This is a genomic window from Kineococcus aurantiacus, from assembly GCF_013409345.1.
In the GTDB taxonomy this organism is placed as follows: Bacteria; Actinomycetota; Actinomycetes; order Actinomycetales; family Kineococcaceae; genus Kineococcus; species Kineococcus aurantiacus.
In genome coordinates, this window is record NZ_JACCBB010000001.1 from 2,595,878 (window position 1) to 2,612,345 (window position 16,468).

General features: G+C 75.5%; 16 protein-coding genes. 10 read left to right on the forward strand and 6 right to left on the reverse strand.

The window, feature by feature from the left end; translation table 11 throughout:
- Positions 1–9 precede the first annotated feature (9 nt).
- The 5 genes from BJ968_RS12480 to rplI all read left to right on the forward strand — a co-directional run bounded on the left by BJ968_RS12480 (position 10) and on the right by rplI (position 3,273).
- Positions 10–1,434, forward strand: a complete 1,425-nt coding sequence (locus BJ968_RS12480) for a glycosyltransferase 87 family protein (protein WP_179752283.1) — start codon at positions 10–12, stop codon at positions 1,432–1,434.
- A 215-nt stretch (positions 1,435–1,649) separates the two neighbouring features.
- Complete coding sequence (gene rpsF / locus BJ968_RS12485) at positions 1,650–1,946, forward strand: 30S ribosomal protein S6 (RefSeq protein ID WP_179752285.1); 297 nt, start codon at positions 1,650–1,652, stop codon at positions 1,944–1,946.
- Positions 1,946–2,506 carry a single-stranded DNA-binding protein gene (locus tag BJ968_RS12490; protein ID WP_179752287.1) on the forward strand — a complete coding sequence of 187 codons (561 nt, stop codon included), beginning with the start codon at positions 1,946–1,948 and terminating at the stop codon, positions 2,504–2,506. Before rpsF ends, BJ968_RS12490 begins: the two co-directional genes overlap by 1 nt.
- Positions 2,507–2,569: 63 nt before the next feature.
- The gene (gene rpsR / locus BJ968_RS12495) at positions 2,570–2,806 is read left to right on the forward strand and encodes a 30S ribosomal protein S18 (protein WP_012085900.1); all 237 of its coding nucleotides are present in this window, start codon (positions 2,570–2,572) and stop codon (positions 2,804–2,806) included.
- A gap of 14 nt (positions 2,807–2,820) precedes the next feature.
- Positions 2,821–3,273, forward strand: a complete 453-nt coding sequence (gene rplI / locus BJ968_RS12500) for a 50S ribosomal protein L9 (RefSeq protein ID WP_179752290.1) — start codon at positions 2,821–2,823, stop codon at positions 3,271–3,273.
- Between the two features lie 72 nt (positions 3,274–3,345).
- Here rplI and BJ968_RS12505 read toward each other — a convergent pair whose 3' ends face one another.
- A complete protein-coding gene (locus tag BJ968_RS12505; protein ID WP_179752292.1) occupies positions 3,346–4,089 on the reverse strand; it encodes an SDR family NAD(P)-dependent oxidoreductase in 744 nt (247 codons plus the stop codon).
- Between the two features lie 23 nt (positions 4,090–4,112).
- Positions 4,113–5,096 (reverse strand): WYL domain-containing protein, encoded by a 984-nt coding sequence (locus BJ968_RS12510; RefSeq protein ID WP_179756622.1) that lies wholly within the window; start codon positions 5,094–5,096, stop codon positions 4,113–4,115.
- A 56-nt stretch (positions 5,097–5,152) separates the two neighbouring features.
- Here BJ968_RS12510 and BJ968_RS12515 point away from each other — a divergent pair, with 56 nt between their 5' ends.
- Positions 5,153–6,490 (forward strand): FAD-dependent oxidoreductase, encoded by a 1,338-nt coding sequence (locus tag BJ968_RS12515; protein ID WP_179752294.1) that lies wholly within the window; start codon positions 5,153–5,155, stop codon positions 6,488–6,490.
- Between the two features lie 12 nt (positions 6,491–6,502).
- Here the strand turns inward: BJ968_RS12515 and BJ968_RS12520 are convergent, their stop codons facing one another.
- Positions 6,503–7,942 carry a SulP family inorganic anion transporter gene (locus tag BJ968_RS12520; RefSeq protein WP_179748107.1) on the reverse strand — a complete coding sequence of 480 codons (1,440 nt, stop codon included), beginning with the start codon at positions 7,940–7,942 and terminating at the stop codon, positions 6,503–6,505.
- 472 nt (positions 7,943–8,414) lie between these two features.
- Here BJ968_RS12520 and BJ968_RS24610 point away from each other — a divergent pair, with 472 nt between their 5' ends.
- On the forward strand, positions 8,415–9,410 hold the full coding sequence (locus BJ968_RS24610; protein ID WP_343077993.1) for an ABC transporter substrate-binding protein: 996 nt from the start codon (positions 8,415–8,417) through the stop codon (positions 9,408–9,410).
- 2 nt (positions 9,411–9,412) lie between these two features.
- Here BJ968_RS24610 and BJ968_RS12530 read toward each other — a convergent pair whose 3' ends face one another.
- Positions 9,413–10,738: an MATE family efflux transporter gene (locus BJ968_RS12530; RefSeq protein ID WP_343077994.1), complete on the reverse strand. Its 1,326-nt coding sequence runs from the start codon at positions 10,736–10,738 to the stop codon at positions 9,413–9,415.
- Between the two features lie 514 nt (positions 10,739–11,252).
- On the opposite strand from BJ968_RS12530, the gene dnaB reads away from it, so the two are divergent.
- Positions 11,253–13,016 (forward strand): replicative DNA helicase, encoded by a 1,764-nt coding sequence (dnaB, locus tag BJ968_RS12535; RefSeq protein ID WP_179756624.1) that lies wholly within the window; start codon positions 11,253–11,255, stop codon positions 13,014–13,016.
- On the opposite strand, the gene BJ968_RS12540 is transcribed toward dnaB, so the two are convergent.
- Complete coding sequence (locus tag BJ968_RS12540) at positions 13,013–13,798, reverse strand: putative protein N(5)-glutamine methyltransferase (RefSeq protein ID WP_179752300.1); 786 nt, start codon at positions 13,796–13,798, stop codon at positions 13,013–13,015. The genes dnaB and BJ968_RS12540 overlap by 4 nt on opposite strands.
- A 62-nt stretch (positions 13,799–13,860) precedes the next feature.
- Between BJ968_RS12540 and BJ968_RS12545 the strand changes: the two genes are divergently transcribed.
- On the forward strand, positions 13,861–14,667 hold the full coding sequence (locus BJ968_RS12545; RefSeq protein WP_179752302.1) for an SDR family NAD(P)-dependent oxidoreductase: 807 nt from the start codon (positions 13,861–13,863) through the stop codon (positions 14,665–14,667).
- A gap of 74 nt (positions 14,668–14,741) precedes the next feature.
- Complete coding sequence (locus BJ968_RS12550; protein ID WP_179752305.1) at positions 14,742–15,731, forward strand: LLM class flavin-dependent oxidoreductase; 990 nt, start codon at positions 14,742–14,744, stop codon at positions 15,729–15,731.
- 24 nt (positions 15,732–15,755) lie between these two features.
- On the opposite strand, the gene BJ968_RS12555 is transcribed toward BJ968_RS12550, so the two are convergent.
- A complete protein-coding gene (locus BJ968_RS12555; protein WP_179752307.1) occupies positions 15,756–16,400 on the reverse strand; it encodes an HD domain-containing protein in 645 nt (214 codons plus the stop codon).
- Positions 16,401–16,468: the final 68 nt, after the last annotated feature.

Sequence of the window (16,468 nt, forward strand, 5' to 3'; positions counted from 1 at the left end):
GCTGACGGGGTGAGCACGCGAACCCCGGACACCCCCGACGTCCCCGCGGCGCCGGTCCCCCCGGTGCCGCCCACCGCGGTCGACCCGGTCGCCCGCGCGGGCAGCGAGTTCCTCGGCGGCCCCGCCGGCCGCCGGCTCGGCGCCGACGGCCCCTGGTGGGCGCGGGCGCTGCCGGTCGCAGTACTGCTGTCCGCGGTCGCGACGGCCGTGGGGGCGGTCAGCAAGCACCACTGCCGGGCCCAGGGCTGGAACACCCCCGACCAGTTCGTGCACGCCTGCTACTCCGACCTGCCCGTCGTCTACACGTCCTCGGGGCTGGCCGGGGGTTCGGGGCCCTTCGCCGACGGCGTCACGCTGGACCAGCCGCCGCTGACCGCCGTCCTGGCCTGGCTGGTGGGGCGGCTGGCCCCCCACGAGGTGACGACCGCGGCCCAGCGCAGCTACTTCGACCTCGCCGCGGTCCTGCTCACCGTCGCGGCGGTGGCGCTCGCCGTGGCGGTCGGGTCCCTGACGGGGCCCCGGCGCGGCTGGGACGCGCTGCTCCTGGCGGTCAGCCCCGTCCTGGTGCTCAGCGGCCTGCTCTCCTTCGACCTCGTCGCGGTGGCCCTGGCGACCCTGGGGCTGGCGTGCTGGGCGCGCCGGCGGCCCGTGGCGGCCGGTGTCCTGCTGGGGCTGGCGGTCTCGGCCCGCACCTACCCCGTCCTGCTGCTGGTCGCGATCGCCCTGCTGGCCGTCCGCACCGGCCGCCGGCGGGCCGCCGCGCTGACCGGCGGCGCGGCGGTCGCGACGTGGCTGGTGGCGAACCTGCCCGTCGCCCTGGCCCGGCCGGACGCCTGGAGCGGGTTCCTGACCTCCTTCTTCGACCAGCGCGCCGGGTACGGGTCGCCGTGGGTGCTGCCCCAGCTGCTGCAGCAGGCCGTGCAGGCCCAGGACACCTCCGGGCTGCCGGGGCCTGCCGTCGTGGTGCTCACCGTCGGCGCGTGGGTCGTGTGGACGCTGCTCGTGACGGTCTTTACGCTGTGGGCCCCGCGCCGCCCGCGGCTCGTGCAGGTCGCGTTCCTGCTGGTGGCGGGCTTCTGCGTGCTGGGCGCCGCCTTCCCGCCGCAGGCGTCGCTGTGGCTGCTGCCGCTGGCCGTGCTGGCGGTCCCGCGCTGGCGCGACCACCTGCTGTGGTGGGGCGCCGAGGCCGCCTACTTCGCGGCCGTGTGGCTGTACATCGCGGGGCAGACGAACACCGACCGGGCCCTGCCGCCGGAGCTGTACGCCCTGCTGCTGCTCGTGCGGCTCGCGGCCGTGGCCTGGCTCGTGGTGTGCGTGGTGCGCGACGTGCGGCGCCCCGCCGACGACCCGGTCCGCGCCACCGACGGCCTCGACGACCCCTCCGGCGGCGACTTCGACCGGGCCCCGGACGCCCTCGTGGTGCGCGTCGCCTGAGGGTGCACAGGCCCGCGCGGGGGCCGGGTCTGTGGACGGCGGGCCCCGCCCGGGCGGCCGGGCGTCCCCGGCGCGGCAGAGTGTGCCCCGGAGGGCCGGTAGACTCGTCGGGTTCCCCGTCCGTCCGCGGCTCCCCGCGGGTGTGCCGGGGACGCGCACCGAGACCCTCCTGCCACGGAGAGACCGTGGCCGCCTGAGACCGAAGGAGGTGGGGAATGAGCGCGCGTCAGTACGAGCTCATGGTGATCCTCGACGCGGAGCTGGAAGAGCGGACGGTCGCCCCGTCCCTCGAGCGCTTCCTCAACGTGGTTCGCCAGGGTGGTGGCGAGGTCGGCAAGGTCGACATCTGGGGCCGCCGCCGGCTCTCCTACGACATCAAGAAGAAGTCCGAGGGCATCTACGCCGTCGTCGAGCTCAACACCGAGCCCGCCGTGGCGCAGGAGCTGGACCGCCAGCTGAACCTCAACGAGAGCGTCCTGCGCACCAAGCTGCTGCGAGCCGAGGCTGCCTGATGGCGGGTGAGACCGTCATCACGCTGATCGGGAACCTCACGAACGACCCCGAGCTGCGCTTCACCCCCTCCGGCGCCGCGGTGGCCAACTTCACGGTCGCCTCGACGCCCCGCACGTTCGACCGCCAGTCGAACGAGTGGAAGGACGGCGAGACGCTGTTCATGCGCTGCGCGATCTGGCGCGAGGCGGCGGAGAACGTCGCCGAGTCCCTGACGCGCGGCACCCGGGTCGTCGTGACCGGCCGGTTGCAGTCCCGCACCTTCGACACGAAGGAAGGCGAGAAGCGCACCGTCATCGAGATGCAGGTCGACGAGGTCGGCCCGTCGCTGCGCTACGCGACCGCGAAGGTCAACAAGACCTCCCGCGGTGGCGGCGGGGGCGGCGGCTTCTCCGGCGGCGGCAACGGCGGCGGCAACGCCGGCGGTGGCGGCGGCTGGGGCGGCGGCTCCGGCGGTGGCGCCCCGCAGCAGCAGGACGACCCCTGGGCCACCGGCCCGTCCGCCGGAGGTTCCTCCGGCGGTGGCTGGGGCGGCGCGTCGAACGACGACCCGCCCTTCTAGCCGAAACACACCATTCCATCCCAGGTCTCGACGCCTGGGCTCTCACGAGAGGGGAGCACCACGATGGCCAAGGTGCCCGTGCGCAAGCCCAAGAAGAAGCAGAACCCGCTGAAGGCCGCCAAGATCGAGGCGGTCGACTACAAGGACACCGCGCTGCTGCGCAAGTTCATCTCCGACCGCGGCAAGATCCGCGCGCGTCGGGTGACGGGCGTGTCCGTCCAGGAGCAGCGTCAGATCGCCAAGGCGATCAAGAACGCTCGCGAGATGGCGCTGCTGCCCTACAGCAGCTCCGCGCGCTGAGAAGGGGACCCGAGATGAAGCTCATCCTCACCCACGAGGTCACCGGCCTCGGCGCCCCCGGCGACGTCGTCGAGGTCAAGGACGGCTACGGCCGCAACTTCCTGCTCCCGCGCAACCTGGCCACCCCGTGGTCCAAGGGCGGCGAGAAGCAGATCGAGACGATCCGCAAGGCCCGCAAGGCCCGCGAGATCGCCAACCTCGACGACGCCAAGGCCGTCAAGCAGTCGCTCGAAGCCCGCACGGTGGCCTTCGCCGCCCGCGCCGGCCAGGGCGGCCGCCTCTTCGGTGCCGTCACGCCGTCCGACATCGCCCAGGCCGTCGTGGCCGCCGGCGGTCCCTCGGTCGACAAGCGCAAGGTCGAGATCCCGCAGCCGATCAAGACGACCGGCACGCACAAGGCGCTCGTCCGCCTGCACGCCGACGTGTCCGCGACCGTGACGATCGACGTCGTCGCGACCACCGCCTGAGGCAGGTCCCGCACGACCGGAGGCCGGTCGCTCCCCCCGGGGAGCGGCCGGCCTCCGGCGTTCCGGGGCACCTCACCCCGAGCGCGGCAGCAGGTCCAGACGGCTGACGCAGACGTGCGGCGGGGCCGCCGCGGCGTAGTGGACGGCTTCGGCCACGTCGTCGGCCCGCAGCAGCGACTGCGGGTCCTCGCGCCCGCGGTCGCTCAGCAGGGACGCCCCGGCGGCGACCATGCCCGGGTTGACGATGCTCACCGCCACCCCCGCGGCCGACAGGTCGGCCCGCACCGCGTCGGCCAGCCCGAGCAGCCCGTGCTTGCTGGCCACGTACGCGGCGTTGTGCGCGAACGCCCGGTGGGCGGCGGTGGACCCCAGGAGCACCAGGGAGCTGGGGGCGGCCCGCAGCAGCGCGGGCGCGGCCAGCCGCGCGACGCGGGCAGCTGCGGTGAGGTTCACCTCGAACAGCTCGTCCCACGTCCCCGGGTCGGCCCGGTCCGTGTCGGCCCAGTCGAACAGCCCCGCGGCGTACACGAGGGTGGTCAGCGGCCCCCGCCCCCGCTCCAGCGCCTCCTCGACGTCCTCGCGCCGGGTGACGTCGACCCGCCGGCGCACGCAGGGCGGCAGGCTGCGGGTCCAGGACGCCGGGTCCCGCCCCCACGCCTCCACCGACCAGCCGCCACGGTGCAGGCGGTGCGCGACGGCCGCACCGATGGCGCTCGAGGCGCCGACGACGACCGCACGACCCCGGCCCCCGCGCGCGCCGTCCCGGTCGTCGGGTCCGTCGCGGGGATCGTGGTCGGGTTCGTCGTCGGGGTCCACGGCCCCAGGCTGGGGCGCGCCCCCTACGGCGCGGGGGAGACCGCCCCACCGGCCCCGGCGCTCAGGTGCCGAGCGGCCAGGGCGCAGGCCTGCCGCAGCTCGACCGGCCGCACGTCGCTCAGGGGACTGCCGAACGTCGTGAACAGCCCGGCGAGCCCGATCCACGACCAGGCGCCCATCGACAGCTCGCAGCGGGCGCCGTCCAGCGCGCGCACGACGGCCCCGCCGGGGGCGAACCGCGCGACCAGCTCCGCGGGCACGGCCAGGACCGCCGAACCGGTGCACGGCCACGGCGCCAGGCGGTCCCCGCGGTCGGGGGTGCGCTGGACCAGCGCGGCGGGACCCCCGGGCAGCTCGCGCGCGGCGAACGGCACCCCCGTGGCCTCGGGCCGGGTGACGCGGTCGAGCCGGAGCACGTCCCAGCACCCGCGGCCGGTGTCGTGGGCCACGAGGTACCAGCGGGCCGCCCAGACCACGAGGTGGTGGGGTTCCAGGACCCGCGACGCGGGGGACCCGTCGTCGCCCTCGTAGTCCAGCCGCAGCCCGACCCGCTGCCGGACGGCGGCCCCGACCGCGCGGACCAGGTCGGTCTCGGGCGCGGGGGCGGGGAACTCCCACTGGTTGGGCAGCGCGGTGACGGCGAAGGCGTCGGCGTCCAGGCGCAGCCGGCGGGGCACGACCTGCCGGATCGTCGACAGCGCCCGCCGGGCGGCCCCCTCGATCCCGCGCAACGCGCTGGAGGTGGTCTGCAGGGCCACCACGACGGCGACCACCTGCTCCTCGTCCAGCACGAGCGGGGGCAGCGCCCCGCCCCGGCCCAGCCGGTACCCGCCGCCGGCGCCCTTGACCGGCTCGACGGCGTACCCCAGGTCGCGCAGCGTCTCCACGTCCCGGCGCAGGGTGCGCCCGGAGACCCCCAGGCGCCGGGCGAGTTCCTGCCCGGGCACGGTCGAGCCGCCGGTGAGCATCGACAGCAGGCTCAGCGCGCGAGCCGACGTGGTAGCCAGCGCCCCTCCCGACGTAGTGGCCGACCGGTGACCGCTTCGAGGTCCATCGTGACGCCATGGACACCACCGCGACCACCCCCGCCCCGGCCGCCGTCCCGGCGACCACCGTCCCCGCGCCCCGCCGGGTCGTCGTCATCGGCGGCGGCATCGGCGGCCTCGCCCTGGCGGCCGGGTTGCGCCGCAGGGGTTTCGACGTCGTCGTCCACGAGCGCGACCTCGACCCCGCCGCGACCGGCGGCTACCACATCACCCTCGACACCGCGGCGCAGGACGCCCTGCGCGAGCTCCTCGGGCCCGTCCTGCACGAGAAGCTGCTCGCGTCGGCCTCCGCCGTGCGCCGCCGCCCCGGTGACGTCTGGTTCGACTGGCGCGGCCGCCTCCTGGGCGACCTGCGGGTCCGGGGGCTGGACCCCGACAGCGTCGACGTCGACCGGATCACGCTGCGCCTGGTCCTGGCCGAGGCCGTCGGCGACGCCCTCGTCCTGGGCAGCACCTGCACGGCCGTCGAGCGCGAACCCGGGCCGGGGGGCCGGGTCCGGGCCACCTTCGCCGACGGCAGCACCACCCACGGCGACCTGCTGGTCGGTGCCGACGGGCCGAACTCCCTCGTCGTGCGGCACCTGTCCGGGGCGCCGGCCAGCCGCCCGGCCGGGGTCACCGGCGTCTCCGGGCGCACCCCCGCGGCCGCCCTCGACCCCACCGAGGTCCAGCGGCTGGGGCCCCGGTCGAGCCTGGCCGTCGGACCCGGCGGGACCGGCCTCTACGTGGGGTACCTCGACCCCGACGGCTTCGCCGTCCTGGACGCCGCCCACGCGCGCGCAGCCGTCACCACCGGCCCCACCTACGTGTGGGGGGCGATGTTCCCCGACGCCACCGCACCGCGGGGGCTGCGCGAGCAGCGGGGCGCCCCGCTGCGCGACACGACCCTCGACGCGCTGCGCGCCGCGGGCTGGGGCGAGGTCCCGCTGCAGGTCCTGGCCCGCACGGACGTCGCGTCCGTGGCCGCCTACCGGTTCACCGTGGGGCCCGAGGACGCGCGCAGCACGGCGCCGTGGCCGGCGGGCAGCATCACCGCCCTGGGCGACGCCGTCCACGCCACCCCGCCGACGGCGGGCAAGGGGGCGGGCACCGCCGTCGTCGACGCCCACCGGCTGGTCGAGGAGCTGACCGCGGCCCGGGCCGGGACCCGGACGCTGCACACCGCCGTCAGCGCCTTCGAGACCGACCTGCGGCACCGCGGCAGTGCCGTCACCGCGCTGTCGATGGCGACGGTCCGGCGCCTGCTCGTCGGCAGCACCCCCGCCGGTTCCGCGCTCACCCGCACCACGCTGCCGCTGCTGGCCCGGTCCACGGCGCTGAGGCAGCGGCTCACCCCCGGGCGCGGGAGCCGGTGAGACCCGGCGGGTTCAGGACGTCCGGTCCGCCGGTTCGGGGACCCGCAGCGCCACGGGGTTCCCCCGCGCCTGGCGCTGCTCCACGAACGTGTCCACCGCCTCCCGGCAGGCCCGGTCGAGCTTGTCCGGTTCGGTCAGGTGGACCGTCAGCGGACGGTCGTCCGGCACCGACGCCAGCGTGTCGGCCAGTTGCGGCAGCCGGACGAACGTCGCCGAACCGGAGACCTCCAGGTGCACCTCGTCGTCCCGTTCGTGCAGCCGCGTCCGCAGGCTGCTCGCCTGCACCGCGGCCTTCACCAGGGACAGGACCAGGCCGATCGCCACGCCCTCCAGCAGGTTCAGCGCGAGGATCGCCACGATCGTCGCGACCGTGATGGCGACCTCGCTGCGCGAGGCGGACCACAACCGGCGCAACGGGATCCCGGCGACGAGCTTGCACCCCGCCTGCACCAGGACGGCCGCGAGCGCCGCCATCGGCACGAACCCCAGCAGCGCGGGTGCCGCCAGCGCGAACACCGCGAGCCAGACCCCGTGCAGCACACCGGAGGCCTTCGTCCGGGCCCCGGCGCTGACGTTCGCCGAGCTGCGCACGACGACGGCCGTCATGGGCAGCGCGCCGAGCACCCCGCACACCCCGTTGCCGACGCCCTGCGCCACGAGTTCCTTGTCGTAGTCGGTCCGCGGCCCGGTGTGCGTGCGGTCGATCGCGGTGGCCGAGAACATGCTCTCGGCGCTCGCGATGAGGGCGACGGTGAGGGCCGCGCCGAGCACCGCCAGCGGGGAGAGACCGTCGAGGGTCCCGGGCGTGAGGGGGGTGACGACGTCGAGGACGGCCCGCACCTCCACGCGGTCGACGTCGAGCCCGGCGCCGGCGCTCACCGCGGTGGCGAGCAGGACCGCGGCCAGCGGGGCCGGAACGACCCGCAGCCGGGCCGGTGCGAACCGCCAGAACCGCAGGACCAGCAGCGATCCCACGCCGACGGCGAGGGCGGTGAGGGCCGCCCCGTCGGCCGGCAGGCTCGCGAGGGCGGCGGGGTAGCCGGCGAGGTTCGCGATCGGTCCGCCCTCCTGCTCCCGGTCGGCGAGCAGGTACAGCTGGCCCAGGACGAGGGTCAGGCCGATGCCGGCGAGCATCCCCTGGACGACGGCCGTGGACACGGCCCGGAACCACCGGCCCAGGCGGGCCAGGCCCAGGCCGACCTGGAGGAGCCCGGCGAGGAGCACGACGGCGCCGAGCGCGCGCAGGCCCTGGGAGTCCACGATGTCGGCGACGAGGACCGTCAGCCCGGCGGCGGGACCGGAGACCTGCAGGCTGCTGCCGGGCAGCGCGCCGACGAGGATCCCGCCGACGATGCCGGTGACGAAACCCAGTTCGACGGGGACGCCGGAGGCGACCGCGATGCCCGCGCACAGCGGCAGGGCCACGAGGAACACGACGAGGGAGGCGCGCACGTCGGCGCCGGCGTGGGGTTTCCAGGCCGACCAGAGGGATTGCGGGGCAGCGGTTCCCGTTCGCTGGCCGCGGGTCACAGCGGCAGGGCGGCGTCGGGGGCGCCGGGAGTTCGGGGGGATCGGTGGGCTGCGGTCAGGAGGTCGTGCACGGCGGCTCCTCGGGGCGCGTGGCGGTGCGGCGTCTCGGGTTTCGCGGTCGTCTCGTCCGACCTGGTTCGGTTACTCGGTGCAACGAATCTTTTACTCCCCGTTGCGTCTGAGTTTCACGATCGCACGGTTCCCCGAGTTCCCGACACCTGGAGGGTTGTGGTTCACCTCACACCCGAGGCCAGCGGAACTCCCCGGCGCGCGGCCGGTGGAACACCGACCGCCGGGTCGTGCGGCACCCGCGCAGCGGCCACCACCGCACCCGCCCGGACACGGGGTCGCTAAGGTGAGGTTCGCCTCACCTCACTCTCCGGAAGGACCCGTCGTGCCGATCTCCCGCCGCCTGTTCGCCACCGGGACGCTCGCCGCCGCGCTCCCGCTGTCCGCCTGCTCCGGCGGCTCCCCCTCCGGCCCCACCGGCGGCGCGTCCACCGGCACCGCGGGCTTCCCCGTCACCGTCCCCACGGCCTTCGGCGACGTCACCGTCCCGGCCGCCCCCCGCCGCGTCGTGGCCCTCGGCTGGGGGGACGCCGAGACGGCGCTGGCCCTGGGCGTCCAGCCCGTCGGCGCCTCCGACTGGCTCGCCTTCGGCGGCGAGGGCGTCGGCCCCTGGGCCACCGGCCTGTACGACACCGCCCCGGAGGTCATCGGCACCCTCGAACCGTCCTACGAGGCGGTCGCGGCCCTGCGGCCCGACCTCGTCCTCGACGTCAAGAGCTCCGGCGACCGCGACCGCCACGACACCCTGTCGGCCATCGCCCCCACCATCGGGATCCCCACCGGCGGCGAGGACTACCTCACCACCCCCCAGCAGCAGGTGACGGCCATCGCCGCCGCCCTCGGCCGGTCCGAACTGGGCCAGGAACTGCTGCAGCGCAACGACGACGCCTTCGCCGCCGCCGCCGCGGCCCACCCCGGCTGGGAGGGCGCCACGTTCACCGCCGCCTCCCGCACCACGCGCGGCTGGGGCGCCTACGTCGAGGGCAGCGAACGCGTCGGCTTCGCCGAACGGCTCGGCTTCGTGCAGAACCCCGCGATCGCCGCCCTGCCCGTGGGCGAGAGCGGGTTCAGCGTCCCGATCTCCGCCGAGCAGCTCGAGGTCGTCGACGCCGACGTCGTGGTCGTCTTCCCCATCGGCGTCCCCGCCGGGGACGTCACGGCCGACCCCGTCTTCCGGGCCGTGCCCGCCGTCGCGGCCGGGCGCTCCCTGGTCCTGGACCGCGACGTCGCCTCCGCCTACGCGCTCAGCTCGGTGCTCTCCACGCGCTGGGCGCTGGAGCGGGTCGTGCCGCTCCTGGAAGGGCTCGGCGACCTGCCCTGACCTCAGCCGCGCTCCGGGACGCCCAGGACGACCCACCCGTCCTGGCGCTCGCGCCGCACGAGCGTCACCAGCCGGGCCAGCGTGTAGAGCCCCGCGAAGGCGATCCACAACCACACCAGCCCCGCCCGGCCCGGCGGCACGAACCACAGCACCGCGAACGCCGCGGGCAGGTAGCACAGCAGCGTCACGACCCCCGCGCGGGCGAGGTAGCGGCCGTCGCCGGCGCCGATGAGGACGCCGTCGAGGACGAACACCCAGCCGGCCACCGGCAGGCACGCGGCGAGGACGACGAGGGCGGCGGTCAGGAAGGCGCGGACGTCGGCCCCGGGGGCGAAGAACGCCGCGATCGCGGGCGCGCCGAACCCGACGGCGAGGCCGAGCACGACCCCCACCCCGACGCCCCACTGCGCCATCCGGCGCACGGTGGCCCGCACGTCCTGGACGTCCCCGGCCCCCAGCGCGCGGCCCACGAGGGCCTGGGCGGCGATGGCGAGCGCGTCGAGGGCCAGCGCCGTGGTCGTCCAGACGGTGATGGCGACCTGGTGGGCGGCGATGCCCGCGTCGCCCTGGGACGCGGCGACGTAGGTCGTCACGAGGGCCGCGACGCGCAGCGTCACCGTGCGGACCAGCAGGGGCACGCCGTCGAGGGCGTTGCGCAGCACCCCCAGCGGGTGCGGCCGCACGCGCGCGCCGGTGCGCACGACGCCGCGGACGACGACGGCGGCCAGGACGGCGGCCATGAGCACCTGCGTGGTGGCCGTGCCCACGGCGGACCCGGCGACGCCCCAGCCCACGCCGTGGACGAGCAGGAGGTTCAGCCCGGCGTTGAGGGCCGCGCCCGCCGCGGCCACCACCAGGGGGGTCCGGGTGTCCTGCAAGCCCCGCAGCACCCCCGTGGCGGCCAGCACGAGGAGCATCCCGGGCAGCCCCGGCAGGCTCCAGTGCAGGTAGGTCAGCGCGTGCGGGCGGGCCGCGGCGCTGACGCCGAGGGCGTCGACGACGGCCCCCGAGCACAGCCGCAGCACGACGGCGGCGACGACGCCGAGGGCCAGCGCCAGCCACATCCCGTCGACGCCCTGGCTCAGCGCACCCCGCCGGTCGCCCGCGCCCAGCCGCCGCGCGACGCTGGCGGTGGTGCCGTAGGCGAGGAAGACGAAGACGCTCACGGCCGTCCCCAGGGCGGCCCCGGCGATCCCGAGCCCGGCCAGGGGCAGGGTCCCCAGCCGGCCCACGATGGCCGAGTCGGCGAGCAGGAAGAGGGGCTCGGCCACGAGGGCGCCCAGCGCGGGGACGGCCAACCTCAGCACCTCGGCGTCACGTCGGGTCACCTTGAGCCGCCTCGACAGAGCGTTACCCGATCGCAACGAAACCGCTTCTCCCTCGTCCGAACGGTGCTTTCTCCACCCACACCTGGTGGACAACCCCGTGGACAGCATCGTCGCAGGTCAGAGCCGCGCAGGCGGCGTGGGGGTGCCCGTCGGCCCCGCAGATCGGCCAGTTGTCCCCAGCGTTGTCCACCCCCTGTGCACAACGGTCCCCACCTCATCCACAGGCTGTCCACCGCCCTGTGCACAGGACGGTTTGACCCAGGGCCCGTCGTCGGTCAGTGTGCCGAGGGGACGTGTCGGAGCCGTCCTCTACACCTGGGGCGAGGGATCGTCGCGGGGACGTCTCCGAGGGGGAAGAGGGCAGCTTTCAGTGACCACGTACGACGAGCCGCCGGTCGACTTCGGCCCCCCCGACGACGACGGCGGCGACCGCCCCCGCGCAGGCCGCGGCGGGCGTGGACGCGGCCGCGGCAGCCGCGGCGGCGAGCGCGACGAGGGCCCCTCGTTCGACCGCATGCCCCCGCAGGACATCGCCGCCGAGCAGGGCGTGCTCGGCGGCATGATGCTGTCCAAGGACGCCATCGCCGACGTCGTCGAGGTCATCAAGAGCCAGGACTTCTACCGTCCCGCCCACGAGCTCATCTACGACGCGATCCTCGACCTGTACTCGCGCGGCGAGCCCGCCGACCCCGTCACCGTCTCGGCCGAGCTGACGAACAAGGGCGAGCTGACCCGCGTCGGCGGCACCCCGTACCTGCACGACCTCATCTCCACCGTCCCCACGGCCGCCAACGCCGCCTTCTACGCCCGCATCGTCGCCGAGCGCGCCGTCCTGCGCCGCCTCGTCGAAGCCGGCACCCGCATCGTGCAGATGGGCTACGGCTCCGACGGCATGGACGTCGAGGCCGTCGTCAACAGCGCCCAGGCCGAGATGTACGCCGTCACCGAGAAGCGGACCAAGGAGGACTACGCCGTCCTCGGGGACGTCATCGAGGGCACCATCGACGAGATCGAGGCCAGCTCCCACCGCGGCGAGGGCATGGTCGGGGTGCCCACCGGCTTCGCCGACCTGGACAACCTCACCAACGGCCTGCACCCCGGGCAGATGATCGTCATCGCGGCGAGGCCGGCGGTCGGCAAGGCCCTCGCCCTCGACACGCCCCTGCCCACCCCGACGGGCTGGACCACGATGGGCGAGGTGGCGGTCGGCGACGAGCTCGTCGGCGCCGACGGCAGGCCCACGACGGTCGTCGCCGCGACCGAGGTCATGACCGGCCGCCCCTGCTACGAGGTGCACTTCTCCGACGGCAGCGTGATCGTCGCGGACGAGCAGCACCAGTGGGCCGTCGAGCGCTCTGCGTGCTCGGTGGTCCGCACGACGGGGCAGTTGCGTGCGGACCTGCGCTCCGGCGTGGACGTGCGCATCGCCCCCGCCCGCACCCCGGCGCTCGTCGGGGCGGGAGCCCCGCAGGACGAGCAGGGGTTCCACGTCGTCACCGCGATCCGCCCGGTCGACTCCGTCCCCGTCCGCTGCGTCGAGGTCTCCCACGACGACCACCTGTACCTCGCGGGTCCCTCGATGGTCCCCACGCACAACTCGACGCTGGGACTCGACATCGCCCGCGCCGCCTCGATCAAGCACGGCCTCGCCTCGGTCATCTTCTCCCTGGAGATGGGCCGCAACGAGATCGCCATGCGCCTGCTGTCGGCCGAGGCGCGCGTCCCCCTGCAGAAGATGCGCAAGGGGAACATGGACGACGCCGACTGGACGCGGTTCGCCCGCACCATGGGCGCCATCAACGAGGCGCCCCTCTACATCGACGACTCCCCGAACATGTCGCTCATGGAGATCCGGTCCAAGTGCCGGCGGCTGAAGCAGCGCGCGGACCTCAAGCTCGTCATCGTCGACTACCTGCAGCTCATGACGTCCGGCAAGCGCGTCGAGAGCCGCCAGCAGGAGGTCTCGGAGTTCTCCCGCGCGCTGAAGCTCCTCGCCAAGGAGATCGAGGTCCCCGTCATCGCGCTGTCGCAGCTGAACCGTGGTCCGGAGCAGCGCACCGACAAGCGGCCGATGGTGTCGGACCTTCGCGAATCAGGGTCGATCGAGCAGGACGCGGACATGGTCATCCTCCTGCACCGCGAGGACATGTACGAGAAGGAGTCCCCGCGCGCGGGGGAGGCCGACTTCATCGTCGCCAAGCACCGCAACGGCCCCACCGACACGATCACCGTCGCGTTCCAGGGGCACTACTCGCGGTTCGTGGACATGGCGACCTAAGGGTTCCCCGGGCGGGCGCTGAACACCCGGCTGCCGTCCTCCTCGTCCCACTGCCCGGGCGGGGCCGGGACGGTGAGGACATCGGGGACCAGGCCGTGGACGCGGGCGAACTCCGCGGCGGGTCCGGTCTGGTCCTCGTCGAGCTCGGCGAACAGCCGTCCCCGCGGGGTGAGGCGCCCACGGGCCCCGGCCAGCACGCGGCGCAGCACGTCGAGGCCGTCGCCGCCGCCGTCGAGGGTGCGCCGGTCCTCGTGCTGGCGCATCTCCGGCGGCAGGTGGGCGATCTCGGCGCTCGGGACGTAGGGGACGTTCGCCACCACGACGTCGAAGCGCAACCCCGGCGGCAGCGGGTCGAACAGGTCCCCGGTGTGCACGACGGCGCCGGGCAGGTTCCGCCGGGCGCAGTCCGTGGCCGCCGGCAGCAGGTCGGCGGCGTGCAGGACGACCCCCGGCACCCGCCGGCGCAGCGTCCCGCCCAGGGCACCGGTTCCGCAGCACAGGTCCAGCACGAGGTCGCCGGGGCGGGCGTGGGCGGCGGCGGCGTCGACGAGGGCCGCGCTGCGGTGGCGGGGCACGAACACGCCGGGAGCCACGGCCCAGCGCCGCCCGCCGAACTCCGCCCACCCCAGGACGTCCTCCAGCCGTTCCCCGGCGACCCGCCGGGCCACCAGCGCCTCCAGCTCCCCAGCGCTCGCGGCGGCCTCCAGCAGCAGGTCGGCTTCGCGTTCGGCCAGGACGCACCCCGCGGCCCGCAGGCGCGCGGTGAGGTCGGCGCGGTCCACGGCCGCAGTGTGGCAGGGGCGCGGCAGCGCATGGATCGGCGCGGACGGGGAAGGAGGCGGGCATGGGACCCGACACCCGACCCTTCGCCGTGATCACCGGTGCCTCGACCGGCATCGGCCTGGAGCTGGCGCGTGAGTTCGTCACCGGCGGCTACGACGTGCTCGTCGCGGCCGAGGACGACCGCATCGCGCAGGTGCCCGCCCAGCTGGCGGGGGAGGCCGGCGCTGACGGCCGCGTGGAGGCGGTGCAGGTCGACCTCGCGCAGGACGGCGGCGTGGAGCGCCTGTGGGCGGCGGCGACCGCCGGCGGCCGCGTCGTGGACGCCGTCGCGCTGCACGCCGGGGTGGGGGTCGGCGGGGAGTTCGTCGACACCCCGCTGGGCGACGAGCAGCGCATGATCGCGCTGAACGTGCAGTCCGTGGTGCACCTCGCGAAGCTGGCCGCGAGCCACATGAGCGCCCGGGGCGGGGGGAAGCTGCTGTTCACCTCCTCGCTGGCTGCCCGCGTCCCGGCCCCCTACCAGGCCGTGTACGGGGCGACGAAGGCGTTCGTGCAGTCCCTGGCCCAGTCGCTGCGCCAGGAGCTGGACCAGCGCGGGATCACGGTCACGGCCTTCCTGCCCGGCCCCACCGACACCGAGTTCTTCGAGCGCGCGGGCATGGAGGACACCGCGATGGCCCACTCGTCGGCCAAGGACGACCCGGCCACGGTCGCCCGGCAGGCCTTCGAGGCGTTCCGGGCCGGCAAGGACCACGCGGTCACCGGCTCGGTGGGCACCAAGCTCCAGGGGGCGCTCGCCAACGTCACCCCGAACGCGCCGCTGGCCAAGGCCCAGGGCAAGCTCGCCGCACCCGGCTCGGCCGACTGAGCGGCGGGCGGAACAGCCCGCCGCCTCCCGTGGTTGCCCCAGGACGGAAGCCTCACCGTTCGAAAGGTCGCCCCATGTCGCTCACGCTCTCGGTCCTCGACCTCGCCCCCATCGCCCCGGGGCAGTCGGCGGGCGACAGCATCGCGGCCAGCGTGGCCCTGGCCCGGGCCGCGGAGGAGCACGGCTACCGCCGCGTCTGGTACGCCGAGCACCACAACATGCCCCACATCGCGTCCTCGGCGCCGGCCGTCCTCATCGCCCACGTCGGCGCGCACACGAGCTCCATCCGCCTCGGCGCGGGCGGGGTCATGCTGCCGAACCACTCGCCGCTGGCGATCGCCGAGCAGTTCGGCACCCTGGAGGCCATGTACCCGGGGCGCATCGACCTCGGGCTCGGGCGGGCGCCCGGGTCGGACGAGGCGACGACCTACGCGCTGCGCCGCGACCCGTCCCAGTCCGCCCAGTTCCCCGAGGACGTCGCCGAGCTGCGCGCCTACCTCGCCGGGCGCTCCCGCGTCCCCGGCGTCCAGGCCACGCCGGGCAACGGGCTGAACGTGCCCCTGTACGTCCTGGGTTCCTCCACCTTCGGCGCCCACCTCGCCGCCCGGCTCGGGCTGCCCTACGCCTTCGCCTCGCACTTCGCCCCGCAGCAGCTGCGGGCCGCCGTCGTGTCGTACCGCAACGAGTTCCAGCCCTCCGAGCAGCTGGCCGAGCCGTACGTCATCGCGGGGGTCAACGTCGTGGCGGCGGACACCACGGCCGCGGCGCGCGAGTCCTTCGCGCAGGTGCAGCGGCGCTTCGCCACGTCCCTGTTCGGCCGCGGCCGCACCTTCACCGAGGCCGAGGTCGACATCCTCATGGAGACCGCCGCGGGGCAGCACGTGCAGCAGATGCAGCACTACTCCGCGGTGGGGACCCCGGGCGACGTCCGCTCCTACCTGGAGGAGTTCCAGCGCGAGGCCGGTGCGGACGAGCTCATCGTCGCCCACCAGGCGCTGTCCACCGATGCCCGGCTGCGGTCGGTGCGGCTGCTGGCCGAGGCCGTCGAGGGCGCGACCGTCTGACCCGCCGGCCCCGGCCCGCGCCGGTCAGCGGTGCTGCGTGGGGTGGGGGAGCACGACGGCGCGCGCGGTCCCCAGCCGCGCCTGCACCCGCGCGACGGCGGCGCGCAGGAACGGTTCCCGGTCCAGGCGCGCGCGCCGCTGCGGCGCGGGGTCGTCGCGGTGGCGCGCGTGCGCGTCCTGGAGCCGTTCGGCCAGCGACACCTGCCGGCCGTCGGGGGTCGTCGTCATGTCGCAGTACACGAGGGCGTCGGCGACGGGGCCGCCCTCGTCGGGGTGCGCGTCGAGGAGCTCCTCCAGCCCCAGGGCGCGCGCGGTGAAGCGCGCGCCGCTGTGGTGGGCGACGAGCCCGACCAGCCGGGTCGGCCACCCCAGGGCGGCCAGGTGGTCGGCGCCGTCGAGGGGGTGGAACCCGGAGCGGCGCAGCTGCGGGGCGTAGCCGACGTCGTGCAGGGCCACGGCGGCGAGCAGCAGGTCGCGGTCGGCCGGGGGCACGGTGTGCGCGATGGTGGCCGCGGTGGCGGTGGCGACCTCGACGTGGGCCCGGCGCCGGTCGACGCCGTCGAGGAGCCGCCGGGCCAGGTCCAGGGCCTCGTGCGCCAGGGCGTCGTGGGCCGGGGGCGTCCCGGCCGGTGTGGTCACGGCGGTGCCCGTGCTCGTCTCGCTGCTCATCGCCTGCTCCCTGCTGGAGACGTCCTCGTCGTCCTGCCGATCGGCACACCCTGGCACGCCGGGTGCGC

Bases quoted from the DNA above. Each gene is read 5' to 3' on its own strand.
- rpsF (WP_179752285.1), top strand. From the start codon at position 1,650: ATGAGCGCGCGTCAGTACGAGCTCATGGTGATCCTCGACGCGGAGCTG.
- BJ968_RS12490 (WP_179752287.1), top strand. From the start codon at position 1,946: ATGGCGGGTGAGACCGTCATCACGCTGATCGGGAACCTCACGAACGAC.
- rpsR (WP_012085900.1), top strand. From the start codon at position 2,570: ATGGCCAAGGTGCCCGTGCGCAAGCCCAAGAAGAAGCAGAACCCGCTG.
- rplI (WP_179752290.1), top strand. From the start codon at position 2,821: ATGAAGCTCATCCTCACCCACGAGGTCACCGGCCTCGGCGCCCCCGGC.
- BJ968_RS12515 (WP_179752294.1), top strand. From the start codon at position 5,153: ATGGACACCACCGCGACCACCCCCGCCCCGGCCGCCGTCCCGGCGACC.
- dnaB (WP_179756624.1), top strand. From the start codon at position 11,253: ATGCCCCCGCAGGACATCGCCGCCGAGCAGGGCGTGCTCGGCGGCATG.
- BJ968_RS12545 (WP_179752302.1), top strand. From the start codon at position 13,861: ATGGGACCCGACACCCGACCCTTCGCCGTGATCACCGGTGCCTCGACC.
- BJ968_RS12550 (WP_179752305.1), top strand. From the start codon at position 14,742: ATGTCGCTCACGCTCTCGGTCCTCGACCTCGCCCCCATCGCCCCGGGG.
- BJ968_RS12555 (WP_179752307.1), bottom strand. From the start codon at position 16,400: ATGAGCAGCGAGACGAGCACGGGCACCGCCGTGACCACACCGGCCGGG.